At 47.4% G+C, this 16,715-nt stretch carries 15 protein-coding genes; 8 read left to right on the top strand and 7 right to left on the bottom strand.

The window, feature by feature from the left end; all coding sequences use genetic code 11:
• The gene (gene pdxH, locus VC178_RS03535) at nucleotides 1-636 is read left to right on the top strand and encodes a pyridoxamine 5'-phosphate oxidase (protein WP_323481618.1); all 636 of its coding nucleotides are present in this window, start codon (nucleotides 1-3) and stop codon (nucleotides 634-636) included.
• A gap of 12 nt (nucleotides 637-648) precedes the next feature.
• Here pdxH and msrA read toward each other — a convergent pair whose 3' ends face one another.
• Nucleotides 649-1,221, bottom strand: a complete 573-nt coding sequence (msrA, locus tag VC178_RS03530) for a peptide-methionine (S)-S-oxide reductase MsrA (protein WP_323481617.1) — start codon at nucleotides 1,219-1,221, stop codon at nucleotides 649-651.
• Between the two features lie 49 nt (nucleotides 1,222-1,270).
• Here msrA and VC178_RS03525 point away from each other — a divergent pair, with 49 nt between their 5' ends.
• Nucleotides 1,271-2,668 (top strand): aldehyde dehydrogenase family protein, encoded by a 1,398-nt coding sequence (locus tag VC178_RS03525; RefSeq protein ID WP_323481616.1) that lies wholly within the window; start codon nucleotides 1,271-1,273, stop codon nucleotides 2,666-2,668.
• Here VC178_RS03525 and leuE read toward each other — a convergent pair whose 3' ends face one another.
• Nucleotides 2,669-3,346 (bottom strand): leucine efflux protein LeuE, encoded by a 678-nt coding sequence (leuE, locus tag VC178_RS03520; RefSeq protein ID WP_323481615.1) that lies wholly within the window; start codon nucleotides 3,344-3,346, stop codon nucleotides 2,669-2,671. It lies immediately after the preceding gene.
• Between the two features lie 252 nt (nucleotides 3,347-3,598).
• Here leuE and VC178_RS03515 point away from each other — a divergent pair, with 252 nt between their 5' ends.
• The gene (locus VC178_RS03515) at nucleotides 3,599-5,104 is read left to right on the top strand and encodes a DEAD/DEAH box helicase (RefSeq protein WP_215320000.1); all 1,506 of its coding nucleotides are present in this window, start codon (nucleotides 3,599-3,601) and stop codon (nucleotides 5,102-5,104) included.
• 2 nt (nucleotides 5,105-5,106) lie between these two features.
• On the top strand, nucleotides 5,107-5,685 hold the full coding sequence (locus tag VC178_RS03510; RefSeq protein ID WP_215296628.1) for a chorismate--pyruvate lyase family protein: 579 nt from the start codon (nucleotides 5,107-5,109) through the stop codon (nucleotides 5,683-5,685).
• Here the strand turns inward: VC178_RS03510 and VC178_RS03505 are convergent.
• Nucleotides 5,672-6,499 (bottom strand): uroporphyrinogen-III synthase, encoded by an 828-nt coding sequence (locus VC178_RS03505; protein WP_215296627.1) that lies wholly within the window; start codon nucleotides 6,497-6,499, stop codon nucleotides 5,672-5,674. The genes VC178_RS03510 and VC178_RS03505 overlap by 14 nt on opposite strands.
• 19 nt (nucleotides 6,500-6,518) lie before the next feature.
• Nucleotides 6,519-7,496, bottom strand: coding sequence for a hydroxymethylbilane synthase (gene hemC / locus VC178_RS03500; protein ID WP_251370057.1), 978 nt, complete (start codon nucleotides 7,494-7,496; stop codon nucleotides 6,519-6,521).
• 43 nt (nucleotides 7,497-7,539) lie between these two features.
• On the opposite strand from hemC, the gene argH reads away from it, so the two are divergent.
• From argH to VC178_RS03485, 3 genes are read left to right on the top strand one after another with little or no spacing between them, the layout of a single operon-like run.
• The gene (gene argH / locus VC178_RS03495) at nucleotides 7,540-8,958 is read left to right on the top strand and encodes an argininosuccinate lyase (RefSeq protein WP_215296626.1); all 1,419 of its coding nucleotides are present in this window, start codon (nucleotides 7,540-7,542) and stop codon (nucleotides 8,956-8,958) included.
• A gap of 5 nt (nucleotides 8,959-8,963) precedes the next feature.
• Entirely contained in the window at nucleotides 8,964-9,515 is a 552-nt protein-coding gene (locus VC178_RS03490) for a TRAP transporter small permease subunit (protein WP_215296625.1), read from the top strand.
• Complete coding sequence (locus tag VC178_RS03485) at nucleotides 9,512-11,041, top strand: TRAP transporter large permease subunit (RefSeq protein ID WP_323481614.1); 1,530 nt, start codon at nucleotides 9,512-9,514, stop codon at nucleotides 11,039-11,041. The genes VC178_RS03490 and VC178_RS03485 overlap by 4 nt, the downstream gene beginning before the upstream one ends.
• 45 nt (nucleotides 11,042-11,086) lie before the next feature.
• Here the strand turns inward: VC178_RS03485 and VC178_RS03480 are convergent, their stop codons facing one another.
• From VC178_RS03480 to VC178_RS03470, 3 genes are read right to left on the bottom strand one after another with little or no spacing between them, the layout of a single operon-like run.
• A complete protein-coding gene (locus VC178_RS03480) occupies nucleotides 11,087-13,354 on the bottom strand; it encodes an arginine/lysine/ornithine decarboxylase (RefSeq protein WP_216178410.1) in 2,268 nt (755 codons plus the stop codon).
• Nucleotides 13,355-13,398: 44 nt separating this feature from the next.
• Entirely contained in the window at nucleotides 13,399-13,965 is a 567-nt protein-coding gene (gene dcd / locus VC178_RS03475; RefSeq protein ID WP_215296622.1) for a dCTP deaminase, read from the bottom strand.
• Nucleotides 13,966-14,004: 39 nt separating this feature from the next.
• Nucleotides 14,005-14,856 carry a formate dehydrogenase accessory sulfurtransferase FdhD gene (locus VC178_RS03470; protein WP_215296621.1) on the bottom strand — a complete coding sequence of 284 codons (852 nt, stop codon included), beginning with the start codon at nucleotides 14,854-14,856 and terminating at the stop codon, nucleotides 14,005-14,007.
• 150 nt (nucleotides 14,857-15,006) lie between these two features.
• On the opposite strand from VC178_RS03470, the gene metG reads away from it, so the two are divergent.
• Nucleotides 15,007-16,677 carry a methionine--tRNA ligase gene (gene metG, locus VC178_RS03465; protein ID WP_416350534.1) on the top strand — a complete coding sequence of 557 codons (1,671 nt, stop codon included), beginning with the start codon at nucleotides 15,007-15,009 and terminating at the stop codon, nucleotides 16,675-16,677.
• The last annotated feature ends 38 nt before the right edge of the window (nucleotides 16,678-16,715 follow it).

The raw sequence follows: 16,715 nt of genomic DNA, 5'->3' as shown, positions 1-16,715 counted from the left end.
ATGGACTCTATTGCTCAACTCCGTAAAAACTACACCTTTGGTCAGCTTTCAGAATCTGAGGTTCCACACAATCCTTTGCTGCTGTTTCAGCTTTGGTTTAACCAGGCCATCACAGCAGAGTGTCCTGAACCTAATTCCATGACCTTAGCTACCGCCGATAAAGCCGGAAATCCCTCTGCCCGTATTGTCTTACTAAAAGGTGCCGACGAAAATGGCTTTACCTTTTTTACTAACTACGAGAGCCAAAAGGGTAAAGAGCTTGCTGTGCGCCCTCAAGCCGCACTCCTCTTTCATTGGCATGAGTTAGAACGCCAGGTCCGCATTCAGGGAGTTGTCGAGCGCGTTAGCCCAGAGGAAAGTGATCAGTATTTCCATTCTCGTCCTCCAGCATCTCGCATTGGTGCCTGGGCTTCCCCCCAAAGCACTGCTATTCCAAACCGAGAGTTTTTAGAAGAAGCTGAAAAACGCTTCAAGTCTGAATTTGGTGATAAACCTCCACGCCCTGAGCACTGGGGTGGTTATCGCCTAAACCCAACCGAGATTGAATTTTGGCAAGGGCGCCCTTCTAGGCTGCACGATCGCATTCATTACAAGCGCGATGGCAGCAATTGGAAAATCAATCGCCTTGCTCCTTAAGCACCTTAGCGATTAAGCATACTTTGGCGCAATCAGCGATTTAAATTTCGCTCTAAATTTCGCCAACTTTGGTGCCACTACAGCAGCACAATACCCTTGATGGGGATGTTGCTGGAAATAGTTCTGGTGATAATCTTCAGCTGGGTAAATTGTTGGCGCATCATCAATTTGCGTCACGACCGGATCCGCATAAACTTTAGAATTCTCCAACTCTTGCACGACCTCATGAGAAATCTTGGTCTGCTCGTCACTATGGGTAAAAATCACCGAACGATATTGCGTCCCACGATCATTACCTTGATAGTTCAAGGTGGTAGGGTCGTGAATCACAAAGAAGATTTCCAGTAGATCTCTGAAAGAGATTACCTGGGGATCAAATTGAATATCAACAATTTCTGCATGGCCTGTTACACCTGTGCAAATGGATTCATAAGAGGGGTTGGGTCTAGCGCCCCCAGCATAGCCCGAGACGACACTTTTCACGCCTTGAATCTGCTGGTAAACAGCCTCAAGACACCAAAAACATCCTCCGCCTAGGGTTGCTCGCTCTAAGGAAGGTGGGTTTTTATCAGCAATTTCAGTCATGGCTTTATCCTAATACCTTATTTACATGTTTGCCAACTATTAATCCGCTATGAATCGCTTCACTATCCAGTTTGATGAAATCAAAGCAGCCTACGCAGCTGAACCCAACCCCACCCTAGAAGTGAGGCTCGAGCGCATTGGTCGAATTGAAAAAATGATTGCGGCCAATGAAGAAAAGCTATGCAAGGCCTTGATCGCTGATTTTGGCGTTCGCCATCCGATCGAAACTCGCCTCGCTGAATTTCAGATGGTGTATCAAGCCTGCAAATACACTCGCAAGCATCTAAAACACTGGATGAGACCAGTACCCATGGAAACCCCCTGGTATATGGGCTCTTCAGAGGCTTGGCTAGAAAACCAATCGATTGGCGTTGTTGGCATCATGAGCCCTTGGAACTATCCAATACAGTTAGCTCTCCTTCCTGCTATTGCTGCATTAGCTGCTGGCAATCGCGTTTGGCTAAAGCCCTCCGAACGGAGCTCACGTACCTCTGGATTTTTGGCAGGCTTAATTCAAGAATACTTTCACCCTAGTGAATTTTGCGTCAGCACTGGCGGTCCTGATGTAGCGGAACCATTTGCCGCTCTACCATTTGCCCATTTATTGTTTACCGGATCAGGGGCTATAGGCAAAAAAGTGATGCGCGCAGCCGCAGAAAACCTAACACCAGTGACACTAGAACTTGGCGGCAAGACCCCTGCCATTATTGATACCTCTGCAAAACTTAAGGAAACTGCTGCGGCGATTGCTTATGGCAAGTTGCTCAATAGCGGTCAAACTTGTATTGCGCCCGACTATGTTCTCATTGAAAGTAGCAGTCAGGCTGAGTTCATTCAAGAACTGCAAGCAGCAGCACAGACTCAATTTAGTAACCCAGAAGAGCTAGCTGGCCCGATTGATGATGCCCGGCTAGAGCGTTGGCAGCACCTTGTTAGTGATGCCGTGGAGCGTGGTGCAAAAGTCATCCCGCTATTAAATAATCCTGCTGCAGGCGGAAGACGCTTTGAACCCATTGCTTTAATTGATGTTCCTCATGATGCTCGGGTACTGCACGAAGAAATTTTTGGCCCGATTTTGCCAATCATCACTGTAGCCAATACTGTAGCCGCTATCGCTTATGTCAATAGCAAACCGAACCCTTTAGCCTTGTACTGGTTTGGTAAAAATAAAAAGTATTTGCAGCAAGTGATAGAGAACACGCGCTCTGGTGGCATCACTGTTAACGATGTCTTCTTGCATGCCACCGTTGATTCCTTACCTTTTGGCGGCGTGGGGGCTAGCGGCATGGGCAGCTATCACGGTAAAGCAGGCTTTGATACCTTTAGTCACCAAAAACCAATTCTTCAAGTGCGTGGGCTGTTTGGCACAAGCCTCTTAAAAGGTACTCAAGCTGTGCGTCCGCCTTATGGAAAAAAAGTGGAGCAGTTGTTGCGTCGCTTAAAGTAGTCAGTCAACCATTAAACGAATTGCAAATCCAATAAATAGGATGCCTGCAAGCATCCATACTGCCGCAGTAAAGCGGTAGTGATGCTTGAAATACTTTGAGAAAAATTGCCCAATAAAGATCAGCCCTGTTAGATGGGTCATGCTCATCATCTGCAGAACCGTTGCAAGGTAAATAAAAGTCAGGGCTGGATGTGCAAAATCTGGCCGAATAAATTGCGAGAAGAAAGCGATAAAGAAAAAGATTGCTTTCGGGTTTGTTAAAGAAAGTGAGAGAGCAGCGAGCAGCGGATGTAATTGCATTAAGCGTGCTTGAATCTCAAATACTTTTGAATGCGATTGCGTCGTCCAGCGCTGTTGCCCGCTTCGTAGCAAACCTATTCCCAACCAAACCAAATAGATTGCCCCGATGATGCGTACACACTGAAACAGTAAAGGTGAGGACATCAAGAGTGATGCGGCTCCTAGAGCAACAGCACTCATCAACACTAAATCGCCGATGAATATTCCAAGCGCACCCCAAGCGCCAGCACGCCAACCCCTTTGCGTTGCAATTGTTAATACATAAAGCGAATTAGGGCCAGGTAGCAAGATGATGAGCAGCGTCCCAAGCAAATAACTTGAGAAGTCCACGATTCCTGCATTTGAAGGTGATAAGAGGCTTAATGTGAACCATTCCATCACAACATCATAATTAATTCGGGAAAACCCTTGTAATCACAGTCTCAAACTGCCATAATGGGAGGCTTTTTTAAGCAATATGATTCATCGCCCCCCAGCTCTATTTCAGCGTATCGTTTAGAAGTTATAAACACCGAAGTTAAAAAAACGCGCTGCCGCTTGTCTGATGGTCGATGCCTTTGACCATCGCACCCTATAAAAAACCATGGGTGCAACATACGGAGACATCCCTTTAAGGGGATGTGTAATAGCATGACTTTTTCTAAAGAAACTAAACCTGAGTCGAATGACTCAAAGAGCACTGGAACTGAATTCCAGAATTTCGCCTTAGCGGCGCCACTTCTTAAAAACGTTGCTGAACTAGGTTTCACCCAAGCTACTGCTGTGCAAGCTCAGGTTATCCCTGCTGCTTTGGCCGGTGGCGACTTATTGGTCAGCAGCCAAACCGGTAGCGGTAAAACCGCAGCCTTTTTATTGCCCTTAATTAATCAACTGATTGAAAGCAACCCAAATAATTCACCTGTACCCGGTCGTGCACAACCTAAAGTATTAGTGCTCTGCCCTACTCGTGAGTTAGCGCAACAGGTTGCCGCCGATGCAGTGAACTTAGTTCGTGGCATGAAAGGCATCCGCATTGCTACTGTCATGGGTGGTATGCCTTACGGCAAACAAATCCAAGCATTAAAAGGTGCATTGCTAGTTGTTGCAACCCCAGGTCGTTTACTCGACTTGTGCGATAGCAAAGCAATTCGATTAGATGATGTTAAGCAGCTCGTGATTGACGAAGCTGATCGCATGCTCGACATGGGATTTGCTGATGATCTAGAAGCGATTGATAAACGTTGTGCTGGTCGCAACCAAACCTTGATGTTCTCTGCAACTTTTGCGCCCAAGATTATGTCTTTAGCAAACGAGTTGACTACAGATGCTAAGCGTATCGAACTTGCTCACGCCGGTGAAAAGCATGCCAACATTGAGCAGAAGTTGCACTGGGCTGACAGCATGTCGCACAAGCACAAACTCCTTGAGCATATTTTGGCTGACGCCTCTTTGGATCAAGCGGTTGTGTTTGCAAGCACTCAAGTAGAAAGTGAAAAGATCGCTGATACCTTGCGTGCTAATGGCTACGAAGCTACTGCCCTGCACGGTGCAATGCCTCAAGCTGTACGGATGCGTCGTCTCGAATCACTTCGTAAAGGTCATACCAAGATTTTGGTAGCAACCGACGTAGCGGCTCGTGGTATTGATGTGCCACGCATTAGTCACGTCATTAACTTTGGTCTGCCAATGAAGCCTGAAGACTATACACACCGCATTGGTCGTACAGGTCGCGCTGGTCGTAATGGCGTTGCAATCACTTTGGTTGAACATCGCGATCGCGCCAAGATTCGTAATATCGAACGCTTTACTCAACAAGATATTGTTGCTTCAGTCATCGCAGGTCTTGAGCCACAAGCCAAGCCTAGCTTTGGTGGTGGCGGTGGCCGCCCTGGTGGTGGTCGCTCTGGCGGCGGCTTTGGCGGTAATCGCTCAGGCGGCGGTGGTGGTCGCTATGGCTCCGGCGCTCGTTCTGAGTCACGCTTTGGTGGCGGTGGCGGCGGTAATACAAGTGGAAGCCGCTCAGGTGACTCCCGTCCAGCTCGCTCAGCGGATTCACGTCCTGCACGTTCTGCGGATTCCCGTCCTGCACGTCCGGCCGGCCCACGCTTTGCCAAACCAAAGTCTGGCGGCCAACGTCGTAACTTTAGCGGTAGCTAAATATGACTGACCGCAATCGTCTCCGTTCTGCATGGAATCGAGTCGGTTCCGGTCAAATTCATCGGGCGCCACGAAAGTGGCAACCATGGCTAAGGGACACTGGGTCTCTAACCCAAAAAATTGAGGATGCGATTGGTCAAAAACTGCAAGTTCAGGTTTTGCGTGATTGTCCTCAAACCTTAAATAGCGATGAGAGTCGCTATTTTCATTTCAAAATCAGACGCTGTCGCGTTCGTGAGGTTTTACTCTGCGTGAATAATATTCCTCTCGTCATGGCGCATAGCATCATCCCTACTTTCAGTGCGAGTGGTAGCAATCATGCAGTATTGCGCTTAGGAACAAAGCCATTAGGTGCAGTGCTCTTTGCGAAAACGCGCATGCACTCGAAAGTAAAGCCTGCTCGCGATATTGCTCGCTTAGATAAAAGCAGTGCTCTATGGAAAAAATGCTCGAAGAGTCATGTTGGTCTGAGCTCACCGTTGTGGGCACGGCGTACCCTTTATCGTTTAAAGGGTCACCCAATTTTGGTGAACGAAATTTTCTTACCAGCCCTGCTCAACTACTCAACTACGAAATCGTGATCCATGCTAATGTGGCCTTAATTAAGGCTTCATCGCCTGACTCGGTAGTTAACACTTCACCAAAGCCAATGGCTTTGGCTGCATCAGCGATATTGTGATGCGGACATAAGGCGCTAGCACTTTGCAAGCCCTGCACCAATTGATCCTTCATCACTTGGCCAAGATAACGTACTGCCTCAGATGAGGTTAACAGCCAAAGAGATTTAGAAACGTCCATTTGCTGTATGGCGTGCCATGCGGGATTATGAGTATCCAAGGGCACACGAGTGTATGTAGAGATGGCTTCTACTCTTGCGCCAGACTTTTTGAGGGTCTCTGCCAGCCAATCGCGGCCACCCTCACCCTTAAAAATCACAACCTTCTTGTTGGACCAATCCCACTGCAGCCCTTGCAGTTCTTGCCACAATCCTTCTGAATCCCATTGCTCATTATTTTTCGGCATCAACACAGGGGTCGGATTTGCTTCTGACCCAATGCCATGGTTCCTGAGGGCTAAAGCACTACTTCCACCCATGACGCCAATCGGAATAATCTTCTTAGAAAAGTCTTGCCAGTCCCGCTCAAGCAAACGCATGACAGATTCAACGGCATTAGGGCTAACAAAGATTGCCAAGTCAGCATCTTTTAAGGTGCTAGCGATGTGGTCAGCAAGCTGCTCATCATCCTTAGGAACAATCGTTAACAAAGGAAGTGCAACGATTTCTGGCAGACTTCGCTTAGCAATCCCGCTCTTCTCGATAGTTTGGGTGAGCACTTCGATCAACTGGCGAGCTTGACCGCTCGGCCTGGTGATCACAATCGTTTTTGTGCTCATCGCAACTATTGATCGAATTTTATTTTGGGATGTTTGGAATTAAATCAGCAGCGCCCTGAGCGAGTAAATCTTTTGCAACCGCAAGCCCCAAAGCTTCGGCATCTTCCACTGACTGAACCGATGCATTGCCATTGGCCAAACAAATTGCTTTGCCATCGGTGCTGGCGACAAAAGACCGAATTTGCATTTGGTTCTGATCCCATACGGCATGCGCTGCCAAGGGTACTTCACAAGAACCGCCTAACTGACGCGAGACCATGCGTTCTGCTGAGACAGCATATAGGGTTGGCAGGTCATTGAGTGGCGACAACCATTGCTTGATATTAGGATGACTACTTAGCGTCTCAATTCCTAAAGCACCTTGCCCAGCGGCTGGTGTGTAGGGATCGTACGGAAGACAAGCACGAATACGATTTTCTAGACCTAAGCGCTTTAATCCTGCTGCAGCCAAAATAATGGCTTGATACTCGCCACGATCCAACTTACTCATACGCGTATCTAAGTTGCCACGTAAAGGTTGAATTTCTAAATCAGGAAATTTAGCGCGGAGTACGGATTCGCGACGTAAACTCGAGGTGCCTACAACAGCACCTTTTGGAAGATCTTCCAGGCTTGCATAATCATTCGATACGAAGGCATCACGGGCATCTTCTCTAGCCATCACACAAGATAGATCGAATCCCTCAGGCATCACCATCGGTACATCTTTGAGGGAATGTACCGCTAAATCTGCTCTTCCATCTTCGAGGGCAGTTTCTAATTCTTTGACGAAAAGGCCCTTGCCACCCACTTTAGAGAGGGCTCGATCCAAAATTTGGTCTCCCCGAGTGGTCATCCCCAGAATCTGCACGTCGCAGCCAGGATAGAGCTTTTTGAGGCAATCTCGCACGTGTTCGGCTTGCCACATAGCCAGACGACTTTCACGGGAGGCGATAACTAGACGCTTTGGGGCTTCCAGAGCACTTGAAGGGGATACAGAATTTAAGTTTTGGGACATAACATTTAAAATAATTAAAGACCTACACCAATATACTGTGTTTATGAGCTCATCCAAAAATTCCCTAGCCAACAAAGCCCAAGCTTGGTCGGCCCGTTTTGCTGAACCGGTTGACGAACTTGTTCAACGTTATACAGCCTCTATTGGCTTTGATCAACGCTTTGCGATGGTCGATATCGCAGGTTCCTTGGCTCACGCCCAAATGCTAGCAGCCCAAAAGATCATCAGCGCCCAGGATTTAGCTGACATTCAAAAAGGGATGGCTCAGATTAAAAGTGAGATTGAGGCCGGTGAATTTCACTGGCAATTGGCCCTAGAAGATGTCCACCTTAATATTGAAGCCCGCCTAACGGAGCTTGTCGGTGATGCAGGTAAGCGCCTGCATACCGGTCGCTCGCGGAACGATCAAGTAGCTACTGATTTGCGCTTGTGGTTGCGTGGCAGTGTAGATGAGATTGCTGCCACTTTAAAAACCTTGCGTACCGCCCTATTGGATCTTGCAGAAAAGCATGCTGGCACCATCATGCCGGGTCATACTCATCTTCAAGTAGCCCAGCCCATTACCTTTGGTCATCACTTGATGGCTTATTACGAAATGTTTAGTCGTGATGCAAGTCGCCTGGCAGATTTACGCGCTCGCTTTAACCGCTTACCTCTCGGTGCCGCTGCATTAGCTGGCACTACCTATCCGATTGATCGCGAGCAAGTTGCCAAGACTCTCGGTTTTGACGGTATCTGCAATAACTCTTTAGATGCGGTGTCAGATCGTGACTTTGCGATTGAGTTCTGTGCTTTTGCATCTATTTTAATGATGCATGTTTCTCGCCTATCAGAGGAGCTTGTGCTTTGGCTGAGCCCACGCTTTGGCTTTATCGATTTACCAGATCGCTTCTGCACAGGAAGCTCAATCATGCCGCAAAAGAAAAACCCTGATGTTCCAGAATTAGCACGGGGTAAAACGGGTCGCGTCTATGGTGACTTGATTTCTTTATTGACGCTAATGAAGAGTCAGCCTTTGGCATATAACAAAGACAATCAGGAAGACAAAGAGCCTTTATTTGATGCAGTTGACACTGTGCAAGATACCTTACGCATCTTTGCTGATATGGTTCCCCATATTGAAGTCAAGGCTGATGTGATGAAAGCTGCTGCTGAAGAAGGTTTTGCAACTGCTACCGACTTAGCTGACTACTTGGTGAAGAAAGGCTTAGCCTTCCGCGATGCCCATGAAGCTGTTGCACACGCCGTGAAAGCTTGCGTTGGCAGAAACTGCATGCTGACTGATCTGAGCTTGTCTGAACTGCGCTTTGCTTGTGGCTTAGATAATCGCCCAGAGCTCATTGGCGATGATGTCTTTGCATTGCTCACTGTTGATGGCTCTGTGCAATCTCGCCAGCATGCTGGTGGTACGGCACCCACACAAGTACTCGCTGCCATTAAGCGAGGCCGTGCAGATCTCTAGATCACATGGGGTTTTGGTCCAAACTCTCTTCGGGTATTGATCGCGTTAATCAATTGCTAGGCAAGGCCGCTAGCATCATGATTCTATTGTCTTGTGTAGTCTCCGCGGCAAACGCATTACTCCGCTATGGTCTTGATATCAGCAATAACTGGCCACTCGAATTACAGTGGTACTTGTTTGCTGCTGCAGTCATGTTGGGTACTTCATACACCTTGAAGCGTAATGAGCATGTCCGGGTTGATCTGATTTACTCCCAACTCTCAGATCGGGGTCGACTCTGGGTAGATCTTTTTGGTTTGACGTTTTTTTTAATGCCTGCCTGCCTGCTATTTACTTGGCTCTCGTGGACTACCCTCTTCTATCCATCCTGGTTAGTGATGGAACATTCGATGAACTCCGGTGGTCTTGCGCGTTACCCCATTAAATTGATTGTGCCCTTTGGTTTTTTTATGTTGAGCCTGCAAGGCTTATCTGAAATGATCAAACGCATCGGTGCACTCAGGGGGAAGATGATCTTGCCAGTTGAAGATCTCCATTACGACAAGCCCATGCAATGATCTCCCTAGAATGGATGCCTCCCTTGATGTTTGGCGGTCTAGTCATCTTTATGTTGATTGGCTTTCCGGTGGCATTCTCATTAATGGCGGCTGGTTTATTCTTCTCTCTCATCGCCATGAGCGAAGGCTTTTTTGGTATGGCTTTTTTACAAGCTATTCCTCAGCGTATCTTCGGCAGTGTTCTAGCCAATGATCTTCTTCTAGCAATCCCCTTCTTTACCTTTATGGGTGCGATCCTTGAACGCTGTGGCCTCGCCGAAGAAATGCTGGACTCGATGGGGCAGCTCTTTGGCAGAGTACGTGGAGGCCTAGGATATTCCGTGATCATTGTCGGCTTTATTTTGGGAGCAATTACGGGCACTGTAGCGGCTCAGGTGATCGCTATGGCGATGATCTCTTTGCCGGTGATGATGCGTTACGGATACAACATGCGCTACGCTACGGGTGTTTTAGCGGCTTCTGGAACGATTACCCAACTTGTTCCCCCGTCGCTAGTTCTGATTGTTTTAGCCGATCAACTCAAAACCCAAAGCGGTAGTGCAGATGTGGGCAGTATGTATCTAGGTGCATGGGGGCCTTCGCTTTTACAAATTGCCTTATTTGCTCTTTACACTTTTTTCTTGGCACGCATTCGTCCAGATGATTTGCCACCCGCCCCTGAGGGTGAGTTGACGCTTAAGGGCTGGTCTCTCTGGAAAAAATGCCTCATGGGTATCATTCCTTCAGCAGTACTCATCTTCTTGGTGCTTGGCACCATCATGACTGGGATTGCTACTCCTACAGAATCAGGCGCTATGGGTGCGATGGGTGCATTGTTACTCGCCTGGATACGACGCGCAAATATTCCCAATCTCAAAGGGCTCATTCAAGAGGCCTATCAAAACACCATGCGGATTACAGCGATGGTGGTCTTCATTTTGATTGGCTCGACTTGTTTCTCAGTAGTCTTTCAAGGGGTCGATGGGGGTCGCTGGGTTGAGGAACTTTTTTCAAGTCTGCCCGGTGGCTGGATTGGCTTTCTGATTGTTGTAAACCTTTTTGTGTTTTTCTTAGCGTTCTTCCTAGACTTCTTCGAAATCGCCTTTATTGTGGTGCCCTTGCTTGCCCCGGTAGCAGTCAAGTTGCTCTCACCCGTATTGCTCGACTCAATGAATGGGAATCCACAAGCCGCAGCAAGTGCAGCTCTAGTTTGGTTTGGTGTGATGCTGTGCGTGAATATGCAAACTTCTTTTATGCACCCTCCTTTTGGCTTTGCGCTCTTCTATCTCAGAGGTGTAGCACCAAAAGAGGTAAAAAGTAGTGATATTTATTGGGGTGCATTGCCATGGGTGGGACTGCAACTCATGATGGTTGTCGTAGTGATGGCTTTCCCAGCGCTAGTCACTACTCTCTTAGATAAACCTGCCGCAATCGTACAAAGTCAGGATTTCAATTTCACTGGCGAAGAAAATAAATCAGATAACTCGACGAGCAAAGTCGATGAAGATGCGCCAGTAAGCTTCCAGCTAGATAAGTCAGTTAAATAAGAAGATCTCACAGAAGCAGGGCATGGCCCTTATCCTCAAGCAGACTTAAAGCGTGATATCGCGCTCTTGCCTGACGCAATCCACGTAGTATTCACTGCGTCCATCTAGATCAGCTTTCACTAAGCCATGGATATCAGTCTCAAAGCCTGGGAACTTTTCATTAAAGTCACGCGCAAAGTAGAGATAGTCCACGATTCGTTTGTTAAAGCGCTCACCTGGAATCAAGAGGGGAATGCCTGGCGGATATGGAGTAACTAACATCGCTGTGACACGACCATCTAATTTATCCAGTGGTACACGATCCACTTCTTTATGCGCCATCTTGGCCCAAGCTTCTGAAGGCATCATCGCTGGCTCCATATCAGAGGTATACATCTCTGTCGTCATACGCGCTACATTGCGACTCTTATAGAACTCATGAATCTGTTGGCAGATATCTTTTAGACCAACGCGCTCATAGCGTGGGTGTTTTGCTACAAACTCAGGCAAGACTTTCCAGAGAGGTGCATTTTTATCAAAATGATCTTTGAACTGCTGCAATTCGGTTACAAGCGTATTCCAACGCCCTTTAGTGATGCCGATGGTAAACATAATGAAGAAGGAGTAAAGGCCACACTTCTCCACGATCACACCATGCTCTGCAAGATATTTAGTCACGATGCTCGCTGGAATGCCCATAGAACCAAAGTTACCTTCGATATCCAAGCCAGGGGTCACAACAGTAGCCTTAATGGGATCAAGCATATTGAAGCCTTTAGCGAGTTTGCCAAAGTCATGCCAGCTTGCATTGGGCTCCAATACCCAGTCAGAGCGCTCGCCAATACCCTCTTCCGCTAAATGATCTGGGCCCCAAACCTTAAACCACCAATCAGCGCCAAATTTATCATCCACCTCACGCATCGCGCGACGGAAGTCCATGGCTTCTGCAATCGATTCCTCAACTAAGGTCGTGCCGCCTGGAGATTCCATCATGGCAGCAGACACGTCACAAGAAGCAATGATCGCGTACTGCGGACTAGTGGAGGTGTGCATCAAGTAGGCCTCATTGAAGCAATCACGATCTAGCTTCGTATCTTCTGCATCTTGGACCAAGACTTGCGAGGCCTGTGAGAGACCAGCCAATAACTTATGGGTTGATTGGGTGGCAAACATCAAACTCTTCTTGGTGCGCTTTCGATCAGAGCCAATCGCATGCATATCCTTATAAAAGGGATGGAAGGCAGCATGAGGCAACCAAGCTTCATCAAAGTGCAGTGAATCGACTTTACCGTCAAGCATCTCTTTGATCATCTCGACGTTATAGACAATGCCATCATAGGTACTCTGAGTAAGCGTCATCACACGAGGGACAACATTCTTATTCTTAATGAATGGATTGGCATCAATTTTTTTCTTGATATTGGCCCACTCAAATTCTTCTTTTGGAATCGGTCCAATAATGCCTAAATGATTGCGCGTTGGCATTAAGAAAATGGGGATTGCACCCATCATCGTGATGGAGTGAATCACAGACTTATGGCAGTTACGGTCTACCAAGACGACATCGCCAGGAGCTACTGTCGAATGCCAAACAATCTTGTTAGATGTAGAGGTGCCATTAGTGACAAAGAACAAATGGTCAGCATTGAAAATGCGGGCTGCATTGCGCTCACTCTGCAAGACTGGTCCGGTATGGTCTAAGAGCTGACCTAATTCTTCTACGGCATTGCAAACGTCAGCACGCAGCATGTTCTCACCAAAGAATTGATGAAACATCCGGCCTACTGGGCTCTTAAGGAAAGCTACGCCACCTGAGTGCCCTGGGCAATGCCAGGAGTAAGAGCCTTCTGAAGCGTAGTTCGTGAGCGCGCGAAAGAAAGGGGGCGCTAAAGAATCAAGATAAACCTTAGCTTCACGAATAATGTGACGCGCCACGAATTCTGGGGTGTCTTCATTCATATGAATGAAACCATGAAGCTCACGCAGAATATCGTTAGGCATATGGCGTGAGGTACGAGTCTCGCCATATAAGAAGATCGGAATATCTTCGTTACGTTTACGGACCTCAGTAATAAATGCGCGGAGATTATTGAGCGCTGGAAGATCATGGTCTTCAGAATCAGAAACAAACTCTTCATCATCGATCGAGACGATAAATGAAGAAGCGCGGGAGGCTTGCTGAGCAAATGAAGTTAGGTCACCATAACTGGTTAAGCCAATAACCTCCATGCCTTCGCTTTCGATTGCCTCAGCAAGATCGCGAATACCAGAACCCGAAATATTTTCGGAACGAAAATCCTCATCAATAATGATGATTGGGAAACGAAATTTCATGGCAACCCTTTAGGTTTACGAACTCGAATTTATGACAGAAAAATTTAAGTCTTAGGCAGGGTCACGCCCCGCTGACCTTGATACTTACCACCGCGATCTTTATAAGATGTGCCACACACTTCATCACTCTCAAAGAAGAGCACTTGTGCACAACCTTCGCCTGCATAAATTTTGGCAGGTAATGGTGTGGTATTTGAAAACTCTAAAGTGACATAACCTTCCCACTCAGGTTCAAATGGTGTGACGTTCACGATGATGCCGCAACGTGCATAGGTGCTCTTACCTACGCAAACTGTTAAGACGCTACGCGGGATCTTGAAGTACTCCACCGTTCTTGCCAAAGCAAATGAATTGGGAGGAATGATGCAAACCTCACCCTTGAAATCTACGAACGATTGCTCATCGAAATTTTTGGGATCAACAATCGTGCTGTTGATGTTAGTAAAGATCTTAAATTCGTCTGCGCAACGAATGTCATAGCCATAACTTGATGTGCCATAACTAACGATTTTGTTGCCTGCAGCGTCTTGGCGGATCTGCCCAGGTTCAAATGGGCTGATCATGCCTTGCTCGCCCATGCGGCGGATCCAGTGGTCAGATTTAATAGTCATGGGCGAATTGTAAAACCTTCACCTCACCCGCCCAGCAATTTATTGGGGTTTTTGGGTAAAAACCACCCGCTCTGGGGCGTTGTAGATCTCGAAGTGTTTACCGGAACAGCGGGATAGGATGGTCAGATTGGTTTTGCGGGCCAGCTCTAAGCCCATGAGGGTGACCCCCGACCTTGTGAGCAAGAAAGGAACGCCCATTTGAGCGCCTTTAATCACCATTTCTGAGGTGAGGCGTCCCGTTGTAAAGAAGATCAAATCTTTGCCAGGTTTATTGGCCAACCACATTAAGCCAGAAATGGAGTCGACCGCATTGTGACGACCAACATCCTCAATAAAGTGGAGGAGTTTGACGCCTCCATCTTCCGCCCTCTCAAACACGGCGCAGGCATGGACTGAACCTGATTTTTTATAGATGGAATCATGTACTCGGATGTGATCCACCAATGTAACAATTGCTTCTTGGGACAAGTTGGGTCCATCGGGCAAGCGAATCTCTGACATCTCCTCCATAAGACCGCCAAACATAGTGCCCTGGCCACAACCCGTGGTCACTACGCGCTTGCTGGTGAGAGCATCAATATCCACCGTGCTTCGGCGTGTCTTGACTGCAGCAGAGTCTGTCTCCCAATCAACTTGGATGCTTTCGATGTCATCAGGTGACTCCACTAGGCGCTGGTTTCTTAGATAACCTAAAACTAGAGCCTCAGGGGCGCTACCCAAGGTCATCAAGGTGACCACCTCGCGTTTATCTAAGTAGATAGTCAGTGGGCGCTCCCCAGGGATATGAGCAAGCTTAGCCCGCCCCGCCTCATCCATGATCTCTACCTCGTGCACCAAAGGCACGGAGGCATTAGACATCTGAATGTTCGGTTTTGCTGCTACTACTGACATTGGGCGCCTTCTAAATAGGGTACAAACGTATTTTATCGAGACTAATCGGGGTTTTACTTTAACCGCAGACTAAAATTACTGCTCAAGCCCGCATAATTGTGGATTAAGCCCTAATTTAACCTTGTTACTTCTTATTTAAGACCGCTTTACATGAGCAGCCCCCAGCGTCGCCTTCTTGTCACTTCCGCCTTACCGTATGCCAATGGTCAGATCCATATCGGCCATTTGGTGGAATATATACAGACTGATATCTGGGTTCGCTTTCAACGGATGCGTGGTCACGAGGTTCATTACGTAGGGGCCGATGATACCCACGGCACCCCGATCATGTTGCGCGCTGAAAAAGAAGGTATCACGCCAAAAGAACTCATCGCCAATGTTTGGAAAGAGCATAAACGTGATTTCGATGACTTTTTAATTTCATTCGACAACTACTACACCACTGATAGCCCTGAGAATGAAAAGTTAGCGCAAAGCATTTATCTCAAGTTACGCGATGCAGGCTTCATTGAAAAGCGCGCCATTGAGCAAGCTTACGATCCTGTGAAAGAGATGTTTTTACCAGATCGCTTTATTAAAGGTGAGTGCCCCAAGTGCGGCGCCAAAGATCAGTATGGTGACAACTGTGAAAAATGTGGTGCCACCTATTCACCAACGGATTTAAAAAATCCGTTCTCAGTAGTGAGTGGTGCAACCCCAATCAAAAAGATTTCCGATCACTACTTCTTTAAGTTATCTGATCCACGTTGCGAAGCATTCTTACGCGAGTGGACCCAAGTTAAAACTCCGCTCCAAACTGAAGCTCGCAACAAGATGAAGGAATGGGTGGGTGAGCCTGGAGATAACAAGTTGGGTGACTGGGATATCTCCAGAGACGCCCCGTATTTCGGCTTTGAAATCCCTGATGCGCCTGGCAAATACTTCTATGTCTGGTTGGATGCCCCCATTGGCTACTACGCCAGCTTCCTCAATTACTGCCAAGCTAAAGGTCTCAATTTTGATGAATGGGTGAAGCCAGACACAACGACAGAGCAATACCATTTCATCGGCAAAGATATTCTGTATTTCCACACTTTATTTTGGCCAGCTACTTTGCAATTTGCAGGCTATCGCACGCCAACCAATGTATTTGCTCACGGCTTCTTAACCGTTGATGGCGAGAAGATGAGTAAGTCACGCGGCACATTGATTTCTGCAAGCAGTGTGATCGAGTGTGGCTTCAATCCTGAGTGGTTCCGCTATTACTTTGCTACTAAATTAAATGACAGCATGGAAGATTTGGATTTAAATCTTCAAGATTTCGTTGCACGTGTGAACAGCGATTTGTTAGGCAAGTACATCAATATTGCAAGTCGCAGTGCCGGCTTCTTAGTAAAACGATTTGGTGGCATCGTTTCTGATGAAGCCATGAGCAACCCATTACTGAAAGAAATTGCTGCGGCCAGTGAAAAAATTGCTGCGCTTTATGAAGCACGCGAATATGCAAAAGCCTTACGCACAATCATGGAGCTCGCAGATAAGGTCAACGGTTTCGTGGATGAAAATAAACCATGGGAAATCGCTAAAGCTCCAGAGCGTGAAGCAGATTTACAGCGTGTTTGTAGTGTGACCTTGGAAGCCTTCCGCATGCTGAGTCTTTATCTCAAACCTGTCATTCCGCAGGTAGCTATTGGAGTAGAAGAATTTCTCTCTCTACCTCCGCAATCCTGGAGCGATATCAATACCCCGCTTTCCAGCAAGAACCCAATCAAGACCTATAAGCACCTCATGACTCGAGTTGAAGCCCCTCAAATTGAGGCTTTGCTGGCAGCAAACTTGTAAAACGGGGGCTAAAAAGCACCTATAATGGTGGTCGTAGT

This window comes from Polynucleobacter sp. AP-Sanab-80-C2 (assembly GCF_035012965.1).
Taxonomy (GTDB): Bacteria; Pseudomonadota; Gammaproteobacteria; order Burkholderiales; family Burkholderiaceae; genus Polynucleobacter.
This window is presented reverse-complemented; position numbering and strand designations above follow the sequence as displayed.